General features: G+C 74.8%; 13 protein-coding genes. 6 read left to right on the top strand and 7 right to left on the bottom strand.

Annotation, left to right across the window (positions count from 1 at the left end; genetic code table 11):
• Positions 1–3: 3 nt before the first annotated feature.
• The gene (locus K1J57_RS03430) at positions 4–2,154 is read right to left on the bottom strand and encodes an elongation factor G-like protein EF-G2 (protein ID WP_220563031.1); all 2,151 of its coding nucleotides are present in this window, start codon (positions 2,152–2,154) and stop codon (positions 4–6) included.
• A gap of 162 nt (positions 2,155–2,316) precedes the next feature.
• Between K1J57_RS03430 and K1J57_RS33935 the strand changes: the two genes are divergently transcribed.
• The 3 genes from K1J57_RS33935 to K1J57_RS03415 all read left to right on the top strand — a co-directional run bounded on the left by K1J57_RS33935 (position 2,317) and on the right by K1J57_RS03415 (position 6,886).
• Positions 2,317–4,800 carry a CPBP family intramembrane glutamic endopeptidase gene (locus K1J57_RS33935; RefSeq protein ID WP_277615493.1) on the top strand — a complete coding sequence of 828 codons (2,484 nt, stop codon included), beginning with the start codon at positions 2,317–2,319 and terminating at the stop codon, positions 4,798–4,800.
• A 109-nt stretch (positions 4,801–4,909) separates the two neighbouring features.
• Complete coding sequence (locus K1J57_RS03420; RefSeq protein ID WP_220563030.1) at positions 4,910–5,701, top strand: alpha/beta hydrolase; 792 nt, start codon at positions 4,910–4,912, stop codon at positions 5,699–5,701.
• A 9-nt stretch (positions 5,702–5,710) separates the two neighbouring features.
• Complete coding sequence (locus K1J57_RS03415) at positions 5,711–6,886, top strand: MFS transporter (RefSeq protein WP_220563029.1); 1,176 nt, start codon at positions 5,711–5,713, stop codon at positions 6,884–6,886.
• Here K1J57_RS03415 and K1J57_RS03410 read toward each other — a convergent pair.
• The 3 genes from K1J57_RS03410 to K1J57_RS03400 form a co-directional block, all read right to left on the bottom strand.
• Complete coding sequence (locus K1J57_RS03410) at positions 6,873–7,847, bottom strand: hypothetical protein (RefSeq protein WP_220563028.1); 975 nt, start codon at positions 7,845–7,847, stop codon at positions 6,873–6,875. The genes K1J57_RS03415 and K1J57_RS03410 overlap by 14 nt on opposite strands.
• A gap of 187 nt (positions 7,848–8,034) precedes the next feature.
• Positions 8,035–8,586: a peptide deformylase gene (def, locus tag K1J57_RS03405; protein ID WP_220563027.1), complete on the bottom strand. Its 552-nt coding sequence runs from the start codon at positions 8,584–8,586 to the stop codon at positions 8,035–8,037.
• A gap of 55 nt (positions 8,587–8,641) precedes the next feature.
• Positions 8,642–9,457, bottom strand: a complete 816-nt coding sequence (locus K1J57_RS03400) for a nucleotidyltransferase domain-containing protein (RefSeq protein ID WP_220563026.1) — start codon at positions 9,455–9,457, stop codon at positions 8,642–8,644.
• Positions 9,458–10,273: 816 nt separating this feature from the next.
• Here K1J57_RS03400 and K1J57_RS03395 point away from each other — a divergent pair.
• Together K1J57_RS03395 and K1J57_RS03390 are read left to right on the top strand one after the other, a co-directional pair.
• Positions 10,274–10,951, top strand: a complete 678-nt coding sequence (locus K1J57_RS03395; protein ID WP_220563025.1) for a sirohydrochlorin chelatase — start codon at positions 10,274–10,276, stop codon at positions 10,949–10,951.
• A gap of 347 nt (positions 10,952–11,298) precedes the next feature.
• Positions 11,299–12,231: an aminoglycoside phosphotransferase family protein gene (locus tag K1J57_RS03390; protein WP_220563024.1), complete on the top strand. Its 933-nt coding sequence runs from the start codon at positions 11,299–11,301 to the stop codon at positions 12,229–12,231.
• 33 nt (positions 12,232–12,264) lie between these two features.
• Here K1J57_RS03390 and K1J57_RS03385 read toward each other — a convergent pair whose 3' ends face one another.
• Positions 12,265–12,942: a response regulator gene (locus K1J57_RS03385; protein WP_220563023.1), complete on the bottom strand. Its 678-nt coding sequence runs from the start codon at positions 12,940–12,942 to the stop codon at positions 12,265–12,267.
• Positions 12,923–15,547 (bottom strand): ATP-binding protein, encoded by a 2,625-nt coding sequence (locus K1J57_RS03380; protein WP_220563022.1) that lies wholly within the window; start codon positions 15,545–15,547, stop codon positions 12,923–12,925. The genes K1J57_RS03385 and K1J57_RS03380 overlap by 20 nt, the downstream gene beginning before the upstream one ends.
• A 543-nt stretch (positions 15,548–16,090) precedes the next feature.
• On the opposite strand from K1J57_RS03380, the gene K1J57_RS03375 reads away from it, so the two are divergent.
• On the top strand, positions 16,091–16,717 hold the full coding sequence (locus tag K1J57_RS03375; RefSeq protein ID WP_255646814.1) for a hypothetical protein: 627 nt from the start codon (positions 16,091–16,093) through the stop codon (positions 16,715–16,717).
• Between the two features lie 54 nt (positions 16,718–16,771).
• On the opposite strand, the gene K1J57_RS03370 is transcribed toward K1J57_RS03375, so the two are convergent.
• The gene (locus K1J57_RS03370) at positions 16,772–18,388 is read right to left on the bottom strand and encodes an FAD-binding oxidoreductase (RefSeq protein WP_220563020.1); all 1,617 of its coding nucleotides are present in this window, start codon (positions 18,386–18,388) and stop codon (positions 16,772–16,774) included.
• Positions 18,389–18,403 lie beyond the last annotated feature (15 nt).

Here is an 18,403-nt window from a genome sequence, read left to right as displayed (position 1 = left end):
CGCTCAGGCGTCGTCGCGCCGCCGGGGCAGTTTGGCCGCCACCTGCGGCGGCAGCGGCTCGTGGCGCAGGTAGCGGCGGGTGAACACGCCCGTCCCGTGCGACAGCGAGCGCAGCTCCACCGCGTAGCGGGTGATCTCCAGCTCGGGGACCTCGGCCCGGATGACCGCCCGGCCGCCCGGGGCCGGCTCGGAGCCCACCACCCGGCCGCGGCGCGCCGACAGGTCGCTCATCACGGTCCCCAGCAGCTCGTCGTCGACCTCGACCTCCACCGAGTCCACCGGCTCCAGCATCGCCAGCTCCGCGGCGGCCGCCGCGTCCTTGAGCGCCAGCCGGGCCGCCTTCTGGAACGCCATGTCGGAGGAGTCCACCGAGTGGGCCTTGCCGTCGTAGAGGGTCACCCGGATGTCCACCAGCGGGTAGCCGGCGTCCACGCCGTCGGCCATCTGGGCCCGCACGCCCTTCTCCACGGACGGGATGTACTGGCGCGGGACCACGCCGCCCACGATCCTGTCGACGAACTCCAGGCCCGCCCCCGACTCCAGCGGCTCCACCTTGATCCGGCAGATGCCGAACTCGCCGTGGCCGCCGCTCTGCTTGACGTTGCGGCCCATGCCCTCGGCCGGGCAGGAGAACGTGGTGCGCAGCGGCACCCGCACCTCACCGGTCTCCACCCGCACCCCGTACCGGTGCTCCAGCCGGTCCAGCGCCGCGTCCAGGTGCGCCTCGCCCAGGGTCCACAGCACCATCTGGTGGGTCTCCGGGTTCACCTCCACCCGCAGCGACGGGTCCTCGGCCACCAGCCGCGCCACCGAGTGCGACAGCCTGTCCTCGTCGGCGGAGGACGCCGCGGAGATCGCCACCGGCAGCAGCGGCTCCGGGAAGCGCCACGGCGCCACCCGCAGCGGGCGCTCCGGCGAGGAGAGCGTGTCACCGGTGCGGGCGTCGGGCAGCTTGGCCACCAGGCACACGTCGCCCGCGCCCACCGCCCCCACCGGGTGGACGTCCCGGCCCACCGGCACCGACAGGCCGCCCGCCCGCTCGTCGCGGCCCGAGGTGTCCAGCTCGTCCGAGCCGGTCAGCCCCGACGGGACGCCGTGGCCGTGCAGGTGGACCACCGAGTCCGGGGACAGGGTCCCCGAGAACACCCGGACCAGGCTGGTCCGGCCCACGTACGGGTCGCTGGCGGTCGCCAGCACCTCCGCCACCAGCGGTCCGTCCGGGTCGCAGGACAGGCCGGGCACCGGCCGGGTCTGCGGGTCCACCACCTCAGGGAAGGGGCGGCGGGTCGGGTCCGGGCAGGAGACCGGCAGCTCGCGCAGGAGCTCGCGCACGCCCACGCCCGTGGTGGTGCCGATCGCCAGCACGGGGTGGAAGCCGCCCGCGGCCACGGCCTTCTGGAGGTCGGCGATGAGCAGGTCCGGGTCGAGCGCGCCGCCCTCCATGTAGCGCTCCATGAGGACCTCGTCCTCGCTCTCGGTGATGACCTCCTCCACGAGGGTCTCCCGCAGCGCCGCGGCCCGGTCGCTCAGGTTCTCCGGCGGGGTGCCGCCCCCGGCGGAGTCGTAGTCGTGGTAGCGCTCGGAGACCAGGCCCCACAGGCCGACCAGCCGCCGGTCCTCGCCGGAGCCCTCGAAGGCCGGGAGGTAGGCGGCGTGGACGCCGCCGCCGAAGGCCTCGCGGCACTGGGCGACCACGTCCTCGAAGTCGGCGCGGGGGTGGTCCACCTTGGTGACCGCGACCGCGCGCGGCATGCCCACCGCGGCGCACTCCTCCCACAGCACCCGGGTGCGGCCGTCGACGCCCTCCAGGGCGGAGACGACGAACAGGGCGGCGTCGGCGCCGCGCAGCCCGGCGCGCATGGCGCCGATGAAGTCGGCGTAGCCGGGGGTGTCCAGGAGGTTCACCTTGACGTCGCCGACCATGACCGGGTTGACGGTCAGGTGCACCGAGCGCTTCTGGCGGATCTCGACCTCGTCACGATCGCTGACGGTCGTGCCCTCCTCCACGCTGCCGGGCCGGTGGATCGTCCCGGCGGCGGAGAGGAGGGCCTCGACCAGGCTCGTCTTCCCAGCGCCGGCCGGTCCGACCAGAGCGATGTTGCGGATCTGTGCGGGCCCTGCGGCCCTCGGTACGTCTACGGCTCGATCGACCATCCCCACTGCCCTGCCCTTCGGGATCCGTCCGGGGCCGGCCGGTCACCGACCCCGATGTGACCTGTGACACTCTCCCTACGGTCGCCCCTGGCCGGGATAACCACAAGGGGACGATGACCGGGATGTGCTCTATGACTCGTTTCGGACCCCTACTATTGCCCCGTGCCATGGTCCGAGACACTTCCTCAGTTCAGCCTCGCGGGGACCCTGCTGACGGTCCTGCTGCTCTTCTTCGCGGCGTTCGGCGAGCCCTATCTCGGCAGGCGGGCCTTCGCCTGGCTGTCGCGCCGCCGTGACACGGACGCGAACGCGCTGGTCAGGGTGCACGCCGTGACCATGGGCGTGCACGCGCTGTGGGGCGTGCTGGTGGTGGCCGTGCTGTTCACCTCCCCGGGGCTGGCCGCGGCCGACCTCGGGTTCCGGCTGCCCCACGCGCTGGGGCCGGTGGTGGGCGGAGCCCTGGGCGGACTGCTCGCCCTGGGCGCCCTGTGGGTTCTGGTCAACGGCCTGCCGTCGTGGCTGCGCGGCCGGCTGCCCCAGGGCGGGGCGAAGGGGCGCAAGCGCGGCGGCCGCCGCGCGGCCGCGGACCGGCCGGCGTCCCTGCCCGAACCCGAGCGGGACCGGTGGCTGCTGATCCCCTACACGCGCAACGAGCGCCTGGCCGCGGTCGGCGCCGCGGTGACCGGCGGCCTGTGCGCGGAGCTGCTCTACCGGGGGCTGTTCATCGTCCTGCTGGCGAGCATGGGCGTGCCCCTGTGGTTCGGCGCGGTGCTGTCGGTGCTGCTCTTCGCGGTGGCCTACCTGTACCAGGGCTGGTGGGGGCTGGTCAGCGCGGGGGCGTCGGGGACCCTCTTCGTGGTGCTGTACCTGGGCACGGGCAGCCTCTGGGTGCCGGTCCTGGTCCACGTGGCGCTGAACCTGCGCTCCCTGGCCTTCCCCCCGGCCGCGCTCCGCGAGGAGTCGTACGCCTACGACGACTACGAGGACGAGGACGGGGGAGGGGAGGACGACTCCGCCCCCGCGACCCCTCCGCACGGGACCCCGGCCCTCGAAGCCCCCCTCGCCCCGCCGCCCCCGGGCACCGGCCCCCACCCGCCTGCCCCCGCCTGGGGTGCGCCCGTCGAGGCCTCGCCGTCGTCCGGCGGGACGGAGTTCCGGCCGAACGCCCCCGGAACCCCGGCGTTGGGCCCCGGCACCGGTGCGCACAGTGGCCCGCAGCCGGGTGCCCCCGCCTGGGATGCCCCCACCGGCGGCTCGCCGTCGTTCGGCGGTCCGGGCACCGGTCCCCGCCCTGCGGCTCCGGAGTGGGGTGCGCCTGCCGAGGCTTCGCCGTCGTTCGGTGGCCCGCAGCCGGGCGCTCCTGCCTGGGGCACGCCTGCCGAGGGTTCGCCCGCCCTTGGTGGGACGCAGTTCCAGTCGGGTGTTCCTGGGGTTCCTGTGCCGGGTTCGGGTGCCGGTGCGCCCAGTGGCCCGCAGCCGGGTGTCCCCGCATGGGACGCCCCCACGGGGGGCTCGCCGTCATTCGGTGGTCCGCAGTCCCAGCCGGGCGCTCCTGTCGCTGATGTCTCGACGCCGGACACCGGTCCCCGCCCGCCTGCTCCCACCTGGGGCACGCCCGCTGGGGGTTCGCCGTCTCTTGGTGGGACGGAGTTTCAGACAGGTGCTCCTGGGACTCCTGTGTCGGGCCCCGGCGCTGGTGCGCACAGTGGCCCGCAGCCGGGCGCCCCCGCCTGGGATGCCCCCACCGGCGGCGCGCCGTCGTTCGGCGGTCCGGGCACCGGTCCCCGCCCTGCGGCTCCGGAGTGGGGTGCGCCTGCTGAGGCTTCGCCGTCGTTCGGTGGCCCGCAGCCGGGTGCCCCCGCCTGGGACGCCCCCACCGGCGGCGCGCCGTCGCCGGACGGCCCCCGCCCCGCTGCTCCGGCATGGGGCACCCCTGCGGAGGGTTCGCCCTCCTTCGGTGGTCCGCAGCCGGGTGCCCCCGCGTGGGGCACGCCCGCTGGGGGTTCGCCCGCCCTCGGTGGGGCGGAGTTCCAGACGGGTGCTCCTGGGGCTCCTGTGTCAGGCCCGGGTGCCGGTGCGCATAGTGGTCCGCAGCCGGGTGCCCCGGCCTGGGACGCGCCCACCGGCGGCGCGCCGTCGTTCGGCGGTCCGCAGCCGGGTGCTCCTGCGTGGGACGCCTCCACCGGGGGCTTCTCGTCGCCGGACGGTCCGCAGTTCCGTCCTACCGCCCCCGGGGCGGGTGCCCCGATAGCGGGCACCGGTCCTCACCCCGCGGCTCCGGCGTGGGGTACTCCTGCCGAGGGTTCGCCGTCTCTCGGTGGGGCGGAGTTCCAGTCGGGTGCTCCTGGGGCTCCTGTGTCGGGCCCGGGTGCCGGTGCGCACAGTGGCCCGCAGCAGGGTGCCCCCGCATGGGACGCGCCCACCGGGGGCGCGCCGTCGTTCGGCGGGACGGAGTTCCGTCCTGGGGTCCATGGTGCGCCGGGGGGACCGCCCCCGTACGCTCCCGGGCCGGGCGCGCCCGCGTGGGGCGGCGACGCCCTCGGCGGGTACGACGGCGACTTCCTCGGCGGCGACCCCGCCGACGGGGACGGGGACCGCCCGCTCTACCCCGACGAGCGCATCGACCGGCGCTTCGGCGACCACTGACCGCGCCGCCCGGCGCGTCCGTTCCGGACGGGCGTTCCGGGCCCGGGCGTCGTGTCCGACACACCCGGCACGGGTTTTCCGAACGGGACGGATCGGGCACGATGGGAGTGTGTCCGACGCCATCGACCACCCGCAGCCGACCTCCCACCGCTACTGGCTCACCACCGCCGACGGTGTCGGCATCGACTCCGTGCTGCTGCGCGGCGCCCCCGGCCGCACCGCCGCCGTCGTGCTCGCCAACGGCTTCACCGGCAGCTACCGCAGCCCCCACACCCGGGCGATCGCCGAATCGCTCGGCTCCATCGCGGACGTCATGACCTTCGACTTCCGCGGCCACCACGGCTCCGGGGGGCACAGCACCGTCGGCAACGCCGAGATCCACGACCTGGAGGCCGTCGTCTCCCACCTGCGGGGGCTGGGCTACACCTCCATCGCCACGGTCGGCTTCTCCATGGGCGCCGCCGTCGTGGTGCGCCACGCCGCGGTCTACAAGGGCGTCGTCGCCGCCGTCTCCATCAGCGCTCCGAGCCGCTGGTACTACCGCGGCACCCGCAGGATGCGGCTGATCCACCTGGGCGTCGGCCGCACCGCGGGCCGCTTCTTCCTGCGCAGCTTCCGCAAGGTCCGCGTCGACGACCGCGGCTGGCAGACCCGGCCCGCCGAACCCCGCGAGATCGCCGGGGACATCGCCCCCACCCCGCTGCTGGTCGTGCACGGCGAGGCCGACACCTACTTCCCCACCTCCCACGCCACCGCCATCTACGAGGCCGCCGCCGAGCCCAAGGAGCTGTGGCTCGTCCCCGGCATGGGCCACGCCGAGCCCGCCGTGTCCCCGGAACTGGCGCTCCGGCTGCGCTCCTGGCTGCGGGAGCACCTCCCCGAGACGGAGTACATGGGCTAGAAAGGGAGGATGATCCCCTCATCTCCCGTCGGCGCGGCCCCGGGCCTCAGAGGCCGCGGCTTCGCCCTGCTCATCGCCGCCACCGCCATCGGACTGTGCGGCTTCGCCGCCGTCCTGCCCCTGGTGCCGCTGTGGGCGGTCCGGGGCGGGGCGGGGGAGTTCGGCGCCGGGAGCACCACGGCGGCGTTCATGCTCACCACCGTCCTCACCCAGCTGGCCATGCCCCGGATGCTCGACCGCGGCGGCTACCGCTGGGCCTTCCCCGTCGGCTCGCTCATCATGGGCCTGCCCGCCCCGCTGTTCGCCCTCAGCACCGACCTGGCCCCCCTCATCGCGATCTCCGCGGTCCGCGGGGTGGGCTTCGGTATGGCCAGCGTCGCCGGGACGGCGCTGGCCGCCCGGCTGGTCCCGCCCGAGCAGATGGGCCGGGCCACCGGCTACTACGGGCTGGCGGTGGGCCTGCCGCAGGTCCTCATCCTGCCGGGCGGCGTCGCCCTGGCGCTCGACCTGGGCTTCGACACCGCTTTCTGGCTCACCGGCCTGTGCTCCCTGATCGGGGCCGCCCTGTCGGCGGGCATCTGGTTCGCCGACGGCGGCCGCAACCGCCCGCTGCTGAGCGCCGCGCCGCGCTCGGCGGCGGCCGCCGGCCGCGGCGCCTCCCTGGTCGCTCCGCTGGTGCTCATGCTGCTGACCGCCTCGTCGGCCGGGGCCGTCGTCACCTTCGTCGCGGTGCCCCTGGCCGGCACCCCCTGGCTCGTGGGCGCGACCCTGGCCGCCTACGCGGCGATGGTGGTGGTCGGCCGGTGGAGCGCCGGGGCCTCCTACGACCGCTACGGCCGCACCCTGCTGCTGCTCCCCGGGATGGCGGCCGCCGTCTGCGGCACCGCCCTGATCGCGGTGGGCCTGTGGGGCCAGGCCGGCTGGGTCCTGGCCGGGGCCGCCCTGTTCGGCCTGGGGTTCGGCGCGGTCCAGAACGAGACCGTCACCCTCATGCTGAACCGCGCCGGCCCGACCGGTCAGGGACGGGCCAGCGCGGTGTGGAACATCGGCTACGACGCGGGGGCGGGGGCCGGGGCGATGGCCCTGGGCCTGTTCATCCAGACGCTGGGCTACGGCCCCGCCTTCGCGGTGCTGGCCGTGGCGCTGGCGGCCGTCCTGCCCCTGGCACGGGTCAGTAGGCGGTGATGTGCACGTGGTCGTAGTGGTTCTGGGTGATGCTGCCCCGGTCGTTCATGAACCGCCACGAGCGGTTGCCCGAGTGCCAGATCTGCTGCTCCCAGATCACGTACTCCACGCCGAGCCGGTCGGCGTTGTTGATCGCGTAGTCGGCGATCCGCTGCCCCCAGGCCTGGTTGTCCGCCGAGGGGTGGGTGCCGTAGCTGACCATGAAGTCGCAGGCCCGGCCCTCGCCGTGGTCGTCGGCGCTGCCGCGCCAGCAGCCCACCGGCAGCGGGACGCCGACGTTGCGGATGATCTCGTCGCGGATCGCGGCCATACGGGGGGTGGTCTGCTCCCACCCGCTGCCGACGGCGCTCTGCGGGATGTCGCCGGTGCCGCCGCCCGCGGGCGGGTCGGGCACCTGTGACTCCTCGTACTCCTCGATCTTCTCCGCGACCTCCTCCTTGTTCTCCTCCAGCTCCTCGATGAGCTCCTCGGCGTCCTCGAGCTCGGTCTCGAGCTCGTCGCGGACCTCCTGGGCCTCGTCGCGGGTCTCGATCAGGCCGGAGATCTGCTCGGCCTGGTTCTCGCCGAGGTAGGTGAGGGTGGCGGCGTCCCCGTACACGTCCTGGGGGTCGCTGGAGAAGATCACGGAGAGCGCGGGGTCGAAGCCGTTGCTGCTCGTCTTGTACTGGGTGGAGACGATGGCCGAGACCCCCGACCGGGAGCCCTCGAGCCGCTCCTCGATTTCCTGGAGGTCCTCCTCGGCCTTCTCGACGCGCTCCTTGATCTCGGTGAACTGCAGCAGTTCGCCCTGGTAGGTCTCTTCGAGCTCTTCGGCTCGCCGCTCCAGCTCCTCGATGTCCACCTCGTCGTCGTCGGGCTCCGCGAGGGCCGTTCCGGGCAGGGCGACGGCGAGGGCGGCGACGGCGGCCGCCAGCGACAGCGCGGCGCGCCTACCGCGCCGTGAACGGGGCGTGGGTGTCATGTCTGCTCCGAGAGAGGTCAGGGGGCATCCGGGCGGGGGGCACCGTGGCGGAGGATGCTCAGCCGACCCTATGAGATCGTGGCGTTACATGCCTAGTGCGTTGACTCACGGGACTGTGGGGGAGTGTGCGGGGATGCGTCCGAAGATACCCGTACCGGAGGACCGGAGTGACCCCTTCGCCCCGGGTTCAGCCGATTCCGCCGAAGGCACTGGGCAGCGGGCCCGCGGGCCGGGGCTCCTCCTGCGGCATGAACCAGTCCGAGCGCCGGATGTCGCGCAGCGCCTGCTTGCGCAGCTCGGGGGTGAGCCGCTCGATGTACAGCACCCCGTCCAGGTGCTGGGTCTCGTGCTGGAGGGCGCGCGCCATGAGGCCCTCCCCGGACACGGTGACCGGCTCGTTGCGCAGGTCCACGCCGGTGACGACCGCGCGCATGGCCCGCCGGGTGGGGTACCAGAGCCGGGGGATGGACAGGCAGCCCTCCTCGCCGTCCTGGGTCTCCTCGGAGAGCTCGGTCAGCTCGGGGTTGATGACGTAGCCGATGCGCCCCTCGACGTTGTAGCTGAACACCCGCAGGCCCACCCCGATCTGGGTGGCGGCCACCCCGGCGCGGCCGGGGGCGTCGACGGTGTCCAGCAGGTCCTTGACCAGGGCTTCGGTGTGCCGGTCGAACTTGGTGACGGGCGTGGTCGGGGTGACGAGGACGGGATCGCCGAAGCGGACGATGGGGCGCAGGGTCATGCCCACAGGGTAGTCGCTGCGCCACGCGGGCGTTCCGGCCGCCCGTGGCGGTGCTTCAGGCGGCGGCCAGGCCGGGGCGCAGGGCGTCGTCCAGGACCATCTCGATGTAGTCCAGGGCGGCCCGGCGTCGGGCCAGGGCGCTCTCGTACAGGGAGGGCGCGCCGCTGCCCCGGCGGACGCGCAGGCACTCGTTGACGATGCGCTGCCATCTCTCGGGGAAGGCGTGCAGGGCGTAGGCGCCGGCGCTGGACTTGGAGGTGATCTCGCCGGTCTTGAGGGTGAAGTGCAGGCGGCTGACGCTGAGCACGCTCCAGGAGGGGGCCAGGGACCCCAGGACGGCGAGGCCGCGCGGGGTGACCAGGCGTCCGGCCTTCTCCCGCCACCGGCGCCACTGCTCGTCGAGGGAGCCCAGCGACCAGGTGCGCAGGCTCTCGCGCTCGTCCCACACGTCGAGTTCGAGCGGGTGGGGGCCGCGCAGGGTGACGCCGTGGCAGGCCAGGATGTGCCAGGTGACCGGGTTGACGTCGGCGGCGGCCCGGTCGCGGAACCGGCCTCCGATGACGGAGGGGACGGAGCCGCACCGCGCGGGGTCGTGGGTGAGGTCGTCCCAGGTCACGTGGATGCCGTTGAACTGGGGGCGGGGGATGTCGGCGCGGGTGCGCGCGTGTGCCTGGCGGAGCAGGTCGCTCTCACGCGCGCCGGGGCGCCGGGAGGTGACGACGACGAAGTCGACGTCGCTGGTGTGCGGGCGGAAGTCGCCCAGGGCCACCGAACCGGTCAGGTAGAGGCCCTCCACCAGGCCGGGGGAGACCCGGTCGGCGTGTTCGAGGAAGGTCTGCGCGAGTGTCCGTACCCGAGGGTGGACGGCCATGCTCACTCCAGTCTGGACGATGCGGTGCTCCGGCGGAGCACGGGACCCGGAGTCGGGGGAACCTCCGGGGCCGATGTGCCGGGCGGGGCCGTTGTGGCTCCCGGGCCTGCGGTGACATCAGTGCTCCGCTTCTCAAGTGTGGGTCCCCTTTCGGGGCGATGGCAAGTGATGGCGCCGCACTCGCACCCTGCCCCCACGGGGTGAGTGGTGCGCGGTCCAGGGTGGAAGAGGGGTCCGCGCACCCTTGACGTACCGGCGAGAGGCGTGCTATAGGATGCGCGGGCAGAGGCCCCTCCGGCCGCTTTTCGGGCGCCGACCCGCGAATCGGTACCGGGTGTCATTCAGGGTGTTATGTCGGGAGATGTGGTGCGCACATTCTGCGGCACGTGCATCGGCACGAGGCGAATGCATGGGAATTGCTTTGCCGCGAATTTCTCCAGAGAACTTCCCGGTAAATTCCGGCGTCCCCCCGGGCGGTCCGTCCGGGGCGGTGCCCCCCGTGCTCCGCCGGTCGGCCTCACCCCGCGGCGCGGGCTTTCGGGAAGTCCTGCCAGGTAGGCGATGGAGTGTACGCGGTGCGCCGGGAGTCGCCGGGGCGACGGGGCTCCGGATGAGGTGTAGACCACTGTCCCGAGAAGTGGACACGCCCGAATTTTTCGGCGATTGTTATGGTTCACCAAGAGATGCTCTGGTGATAACCATCACAGCCATTGTCCGCTGTTTTCCTGTGCGTAACACGGGGCCACCCCCATGAAACCGTGCCCCTTTAGCCTCGCAGAACAGCAGCGATCCGGAAAGACGACGAAGGAGCCGCGCATGGTCCCCACGATGGTCCTCGTAGCCGACGACTCGCGTGACGCCCAACGACGTGAGGCCCTGTGCGGACTGGCCGAGGCGGTGGCCGGCCGGGGGGAGGCGCCCGTCGCGGCCGCCTTCGGCAGCCCCGACGAGGTGGCCGCCGCACTCCGCTCCGTCCGCGGGCCCAAGGTGGTCGTGCCGGCGTTCGTCGCCGGAGGCGACGTCGCCAGCGCCCACCTGCTCTCCCGCCTCGGCCTCGGCGGGATGCCCGACGCCTGCCGCACCCCGCCCCTGGGCGCGGTGCCCTCGATCGTGGCCGACCTGGCCGCCCGCCTCTCCGACTCCGGGTGGGGGAGGGGGGACGGTGTCGTCCTGGCCGCCGACGGCACGACCGGCACCGAGGAGCGCCAGGTCGTGATGGACGTGGCCCGCATGCTCAGCCGCCGGCTGGGCTCCCCGGTGCAGGTCGGCTACCTGCGCACCTGGGCGCCGTCGGTGTTCGACGCGGTCGACCGGCTGCGCCGCGACGGCCACGAGAACGTGGCGGTCGCCGCCTGGAGGCTCGTCGACGGACCCGACTTCGACCTGCTGCGGGGGCTGGACGTCACCGCCATCACCACGCCGCTGTGGCCGTCCGAACTGGTCGTGGACACCCTGCTGGCCCAGCACCGGGCCGCGAAGGGGCGGCTCGTGTGAGATGTCCGGAACGACCGCGCGGACCTCACCCGAGGTGACATGATGACCCCCGAGGGCGACGGCACCGGCGGAACGGGAGAACGCCCCGGCGAGGGGACGGCCGCGGCCCGTTACCCCTCCGACCGGTCTGGGTATGGGCCTCTAGGGCGGGAACTCCCCGCACCCGCGGCACGGCCCGGACCGCGCCCACGGAGCGCGCGACCGCCCGTAACGCGTCCCCTCCCCGACCCCGCGGCCGGGACGCGGGGCGCGTACGACCCGGTGAACGGCCCGGAGCCCCGGACACGCCCGCGCGTCGGAGGCTCGACCCCGGCAGACAGCGACGTGAGCGGACCGAAGGTGGATGTATGAACGACGTCACTACGCAGTTCGTCGACGACCGGCAGCGCCGTCGTCTGGAACGGCGCTTCGGCGTGCACGTGGGCGAATGGCTGGCCGGACTGCCCGCCGTCGTCGACGAGCTCGCCGCCGAGTGGCGGCTCACCGTCGAGGGCGCGGCGCCCCACGGCCGCACCTCCGTGGTCCTGCACGTCCTGGGCGCCGACGGGCGCAGGGGTGTGGTCAAGCTCTCCCCGGACAGCGGCCTGGCGGTCGCCGAGGCCGGGCTGCTGCGCCTGTGGGAGCCGACCGGGAGGGTGCCGCAGGTCTGGGGGCTGGACCCGCGCCACGGCGCGGTGTTCATGGAGCGCGTGGAGGGCGACACCGTCGCCGCCCGGGGAGAGGTCCCGGAGATGGAGACGGTCGGGGCGCTCATCGCCGACCTGCACGCGGCCGAGGTGTCCCGCGAACGGCGCCAGGAGCTGCCGCCGCTCACCTCCCGGGTGCAGTTCGTCTTCGACCTGTGGGAGCGCGAACGCTGCGAGGGCCCGGCCGGCGAGGTCGTCCCGGCGTCGGTCATGCACCGCGCCCGCGCCCTGGCCCGCGACCTCGCCAACGGCCGCGAGGGGGGCGTCCCCCTGCACGGCGACCTCCACCCCGGCAACGTCATCGACGGGGGAGAGCGCGGCCTGGTCGCGCTGGACCCGCGCGGCTGCCTGGGCGACGGCGCCGTCGACGCGGTGGACTGGGCGATGTGGAAGGCCGGCGACAGCGGGGAGGTGGAGCGCCGGGTGTCCGTCCTGTCCCGCGTGATGGACGTCGACGCCGAGCGCATGATGCTCTGGGTGCGCGCCTTCGCCCCCTGCCTGGCCGTCTCCAAGATCAACCGGGGGCACCTCGGCGCCGACGAGTTCGACCTGCTCATGGGGCTGGCCGCGGGGGACCCCGCCCCCGCCCGCTGACCGGGGCCGGGGCGGGCCCCGGCCGGCCCGGGGTCAGGTCGTGTTCTCGAACCGGTACCCCCGGCCCGCCTCCGTGATGAGGTACCGGGGCCGGCCCGGGTCGGGCTCCAGCTTGCGCCGCAGCTGCGCCATGTACACCCGCAGGTAGTTCGTCTCGCTCTGGTAGGCGGGCCCCCACACGTCGTGCAGCAGGCGGCGCTGGCTCACCAGCTGCCCGGCGTTGCGGGCCAGGATCTCCAGGATGTGCCACTCGGTGGGGGTGAGCCGCACCTCCTCGCCGCCGCGCACCACCCGCTTGGCGCCCAGGTCCACGATGAAGGAGTCGGTGCGCACCACCGGGGCCTCCTCCGCGCGCACCGACCGCCGCTCGGCCGCCCGCATCCGGGCCAGCAGCTCGTCCATCCCGAACGGCTTGGTCACGTAGTCGTCGGCGCCCGAGTCCAGGCAGCGCACCTTCTCCCCGGCCGAGTGCCGCGCCGACAGCACGATGATCGGGACCTGCGACCAGCCGCGCAGCCGTCGGATGACCTCCAGCCCCTCCATGTCGGGCAGCCCCAGGTCGAGCAGGACCACGTCGGGGTTGTGGTCGGCGGCCAGCCGCAGCGCGGCGGCCCCGTCGGCGGCGGTGTCCACGTCGTGCCCGCGCGCCCGCAGGTTGATCGTCATGGCCCGGATGATCTGGATGTCGTCGTCAACGACCAGGACCCGCATCGGCCCCCCTCGTGCTCTCGTCGTCCGTGCCGCCGGTACCGGTCGCGGCCCCGTCCCCGTCCGGGTCCACCGCTCTCAGGGTGAACACCATCGTCAGCCCGCCGCCGGGGGTGTCCTCGGGGGTGAGGGTGCCGTGCATCGCCTCAACGAAACCACGGGCCACCGCCAGTCCCAGCCCCACCCCCGTGCCCTGCGGCGCGTCGCCCAGGCGCTGGAACGCCTCGAACATCCGCTGCTTGCCCTCGTCCGACACCCCGGGGCCGCGGTCCACCACCCGCAGCTGCACCTCGTCGCCGTGGGTGCTGGCCGCCACCAGGACCGGGGTGCGCGGGTCGGGGTTGTGGCGCACCGCGTTGGAGACCACGTTGGCGACCGCCCGCTCCAGCAGCCCGGCGTCGGCCACCACCCGGGGCAGGCAGTCGGGGACGTCCACGGTGACGGCGTCGTGCGGCAGCCCCAGCAGCGTGATCGGGACGACCTCCTCCAGGCCCACCGGGCCCAGCTTGGGGCGCACGCTGTCGGTGTGCACCCGGCTCATGTCGAGCAGGTTGTCGATGAGCCGGTTGAGCCGGTCGGTGGACTCCTCCACGGTCTCCAGCAGCGCCTCCCGGTCCTCCTCGGTCAGCGTGATGTCGGTGGCGCGCAGGCTCGACAGGCTCGCCTTGATCGAGGTCAGCGGAGTGCGCAGGTCGTGGGAGACCGCCGCCAGCAGGGCGGTGCGTATCCGGTTGCCCGCCGCCTGGCGCCGGGCCTCGGCCGCGTCCCACTCCAGCCGCTGGTGCTCCAGGGCGATCCCGATGTGCGCCGCGAACGCCCGCAGCACCCCCCGGTCGGCCGCCGGCAGCACCCGGCCGCGCAGCGCCAGCGCCAGGGTGTCGGAGATCGACACCAGCACGTCCGCCTCCTCGGGGGAGTCGGCCGCCGGGGTCCCGACCCTGTGCACCGGCCGCCACCGTTCGCCGTCCAGAGGGCCGCCCTCGTCGTCGCCGCCCTCCCCGGCGGAGGCGTCGACCCGTTCCAGCAGGGTCGCCGACCGCTGCCCGAAGGTCTCCCGGATGCGCCGCAGCAGCGCGTGCAGGGGCTCGTTGCCGGACAGGACGCTGCCGGCCAGCAGCGTCACCGCGTCGGCCTCGGCCCGGGCCCGCGCCGCCTGCGCCGACCGGCGGGCCGCCATCTCCACCACGATCGCCACCAGGGTGCCGACCAGGGTGAAAGCCACCAGCGCCAGCATGTTGTCCACCGACACCGAGGGGCGCCCGTGCAGCGGCGACAGCAGCGCGGTGAGCAGGATGGCGCTCCACAGCGCCGAGACCAGCGCCGGGCGCAGGCCGCCGACGGCCGCCGTGGACACGGTGATCAGGAGCAGCAGCATCGCGTCGGAGGCCGGGCCGCTGTCGGTGAACGGCGGCAGCGCCAGCACCAGGGACATCAGGGTGGGCGCCAGCAGGGCCAGCGACCAGCCCGCCAGCCTGCGGTGCTCGCCCAGCCCCCGCCCCGGCGGCGGCAGCGGCCAGCGCCCGCTGCCCACCTCCTCGTGCGTGACGATGTGCACGTCGATGTCGCCGGACTCGCGGGCGACGATCGCGCCCACGCCCGGCCCGAACATGTACTGCCAGGCGCGCCGCCGCGACGAGCCCAGCACGATCTGGGTGGCGTGCACCCCCCGGGCGAACTCCAGCAGCCCTGTGGGCACGTCGTTGGCGACCACCTGGTGGTAGGTGCCGCCCAGCTCCGCGAGCAGCCGCCGCTGCCGCAGCAGGTCGTCGCCGGGCGCCCGGGAGATCCCCTGCGGGGGGACCACGTGCACGGCCAGCAGGTGGCTGGGCTGGGGGTGGCCGCCCCGGGAGCGGGCCGCCACCCGGGCGGCGCGGCGGATCAGGGTCTCGCCCTCGGGCCCGCCGGTCAGCGCGACGACGACCCGCTCGCGCGCCTCCCAGGTGCGGCGGATCTCGTGCTCGCCCCGGTAGCGGGCCAGCCCCGCCTCCACCTGGTCGGCGGTCCACAGCAGCGCCAGCTCGCGCAGCGCGGCCAGGTTGCCCTCGCGGTAGTAGTCGGCCAGCGCGGCGTCCACCCGCTCGGCCGGGTGGATGTCGCCGTGCGCCATCCGGCGGCGCAGCTCCTGGGGGGTGACGTCGACCAGTTCGACCTCGGCGGCCCGGCGCACCACGTGGTCGGGGACGGTGCGGTCGGGACGGACGCCGGTGATCTGGTGGACGACGTCGTTGAGCGACTCCAGGTGGTGGATGCCCACGGTGGACAGCACGTCGATGCCCGCCTCCAGCAGCTCCTCGACGTCCTGCCAGCGGGTCGGGTTGGGGGAGCCGGGCGGGTTGGGCCCGGCCAGGTCGTCCACCACCGCCAGCCGGGGCGCCCGGGAGATCACCGCCGCGGTGTCGACCGACCCCGAGGGGTGGAGCGGGACCGACTCCAGCCGGGAGAGCAGCTCCGCCGTGCGCTCCCGCCGGTGCGTGTCGACCGCCGTGACCACCACGTGGACGCCGTCGGCGGCCCGGCGGCAGGCCTCGGCCAGCGCGCCGTGCGTGGTGCCGACCCCGGGCGCCGAGCCCAGATAGATACGGAGTTTTCCTCGTCCCACGGCATCCATTGTCGTGCCGCGGGAACGCTCCGTGGCCGGTATCGGTCGGAAAACCGGGCCCTGTGGGGCGGGGGAGGCGCACGATCCGTGAAAACCTGTGACAGCGCTTCGTGCACCGCGCGGAACGCCGTGTCATGGGCGCGCCCCCGCGCCCGGGACCGCCCGGACCCGCCGCCCCGGCGGGATGCGTTCCCGACGGGGGCGGGTATCCCCCTGGGAGGCGGCCCCCGCCGCCCCGCCAACGACGAGACCCCCGGTGAGGAGGTGCGGCGCCGGTCCGCCCGGAACGGCGCCGTGGAACCGATGACGTATCCCCCCGACGACCGCTCCTTCCCCGGTCCGCCCGGCGGTCCGGCCTTCCCGGGCCCGCTCGGGGTCCCCGGTGTACCCGGCCACGGCCCGCCGCCCGGTGCCGGCGGCGGCCTCCCGCCCGGCCTCCCGCCCGGAGGACCGCCCCCGGGCCCACCTGGCGGACCGCCGCTCGGACCGCCCCCGGGTCCGCCCGGCGGACCGCCCCCCGGACCGCCGCCGCGCCGCTCCCGCAAGGGATTGGTGATCGCCGCCGGCGCCGTCGCGGCGGTGCTGGTGGCCGGACTCCTGGGCTTCGCGGTGTGGGAGTCGGCGGGCGGCCGCCCCTACGCCGAGCTGGCCTCCTGCCGCGACGTGCTGCCCGCGCAGGTGGTCGACACCGTCCCCGGCGCCGACGGCGCCCGGGCCGAGGGCGAGTTCGTCACCATGGACGAGCAGGAGTGGTACTCCGACGACGCCGAGCTGGAGGAGGCCGGCTACATCGGCCAGCTGAGCTGTTACGTCTCCGACGACGGCGAGGAGTGGGGGCTGGTCGTCAACGCCGCCCTGTTCGACCACGAGCGCTCCCGGGAGTACTTCGAGGACACCGTCCAGGAGATGGAGGACCGGATCGGCGACCTGGACCGCGGCCGCGACGACGAGGACGTCCTGGAGTGGGCGCGCACCCCGGCGGGCGACGGCGGGCTCGTGACCCTCCACGACTACGACGGCGACCGGTCGGCGGTCGCCGCCTTCCAGGACGTCAACGTGCAGGTGTACGTCCACTACACCGTCCCCGGGGACGTCGACGACGCCGAGGCGATGGAGTTCCTGGAGGACTTCTCCGGGCAGCTCCGCCGCCAGCTCTCGCGCACCTCGGAGAGGGCGTGACGGAACGCCGCCGGGGCGCGGGCGTGCGGGCGGTCCCCGCGCACCCGCGCCCGGTCAGTCCCGCGCGTCCGGGATGAGCTTGCCCGGGTTGAGCACGCCCTCCGGGTCCAGCGCCGCCTTGACCGCCCGCAGCACCTCCGCGCCCAGCGGGCCGATCTCCGCGGCCATCCACGGCCGGTGGTCGGTGCCCACCGCGTGGTGGTGGGTGATGGTCCCCCCGTTCGCGACGATCGCGTCGGAGGCGGCGCGCTTGGCTCCCTCCCAGCGCGCCAGGGGGTCCCCGCCCGCCGCCGTCGCCACCGTGAAGTACAGGGACGCCCCGGTCGGGTAGGTGTGCGACACGTGGCACATCACCACGACCCCGCCCTCGTCCCCCTCCAGCGCCGCGGTCAGGGCACCGGTGACGGCGGAGTACAGCGGCAGCAGGTCGGTCCAGCTCGCCGCCGTCTCCAGGGTCTCGGCGAGCACGCCCGCCGACAGCAGGGTGTCGCGCAGGTAGGGGGAGGAGAAGCGGTTCTCCCGCCAGTGCGCCACCGGACCCGCGCCCAGCGGGGTGCCGCCCGCCCGTGCCAGCACCTCGCGCACCGCCGCGGAGCGGGCGGCCACCTCGGCTGCGGTGCCCTCGAACCCGAGCACGGCCTGGCAGCCCGGCCGCGTCTCGTGCCCGCCCAGGGCGGCGCCCACGAACGTCTCGGACTCGTCCAGGATCCGCGCCATGGTGGGCCGGGTGTCGGACTGGGCCAGGGCGCGCAGGGCGTCCACCCCCGTGGCGAAGTCGGGGAACGACCACGCCTCGTCCAGGACCGTTTCGGGCAGGGGACGCACCCGTACACCGACCTCCGTGATCACGCCCAGCGTGCCCTCCGAGCCGAGCAGCAGCCGGCGCAGGTCGGGCCCGGCCGCCGACGCCGGGGCGCCGCCCGCCTCCAGGGTCCCGCGCGGGGTCGCCGCGCGCAGCGACACCACCATGTCCTCGAACCGGCCGTACCCGGAGGACGCCTGGCCGCTGGAGCGGGTGGCGGCGTACCCGCCGATGGTCGCGTACTCGTGGCTCTGCGGCAGGTGGCCGAGCATCAGCCCGTGCCGGGCCAGCAGCTCCTCGGCCGCCGGTCCGCGCACGCCCGCCTCCAGGACGGCGGTCATCGAGGTGGCGTCCAGGGAGACCAGCCGGTCCAGGCGGCGCAGGTCCAGGGCGACGACGGAGCCGAAGCGGCCGCGCAGCGGGGTCAGCCCGCCGACGACGCTGGTGCCGCCGCCGAAGGGCACCACGGCGATCCGCTCGGCGGAGCAGACCTCCAGCAGCCTCTGCACCTCGTCGTGGCCGGCGGGGTAGAGCACGGCGTCGGGCGCGGGGTCGGCCGCCCCCGACCGGCGCAGCAGCAGGTCGGGGGTGCTCTTGCCGCCCGCGTGGCGCAGCCGGGCCGCGTCGTCGGTGCGGACGTGCTCCCCGCCCACGACCGCGGCCAGCGCGGCGCGGGCCCGTTCGGTGAGGGCGGAGGGCGCCAGCTCCACCGCCTCCTCGGGGACGGGGGGACGCTCGTCGAGCCGGGCGCGCAGCACCTGGGCGATGAGGTCGCGCAGTCCGGGGTCCAGCTCCCGGGCCCTGGCGGGGTCCCCCCAGGCGAACCAGCTCATCTCGGGGGCGGTGCGGGGTGTGGTGTCGTCAGCCATGCTCTACAGTTTTAC

The organism is Nocardiopsis sp. MT53 (genome assembly GCF_019598965.1).
Lineage (GTDB): Bacteria > Actinomycetota > Actinomycetes > Streptosporangiales > Streptosporangiaceae > Nocardiopsis > Nocardiopsis changdeensis.
Note: the sequence above shows the minus strand (reverse complement) of the source record. Positions and strands in the feature narration are given on the sequence as shown.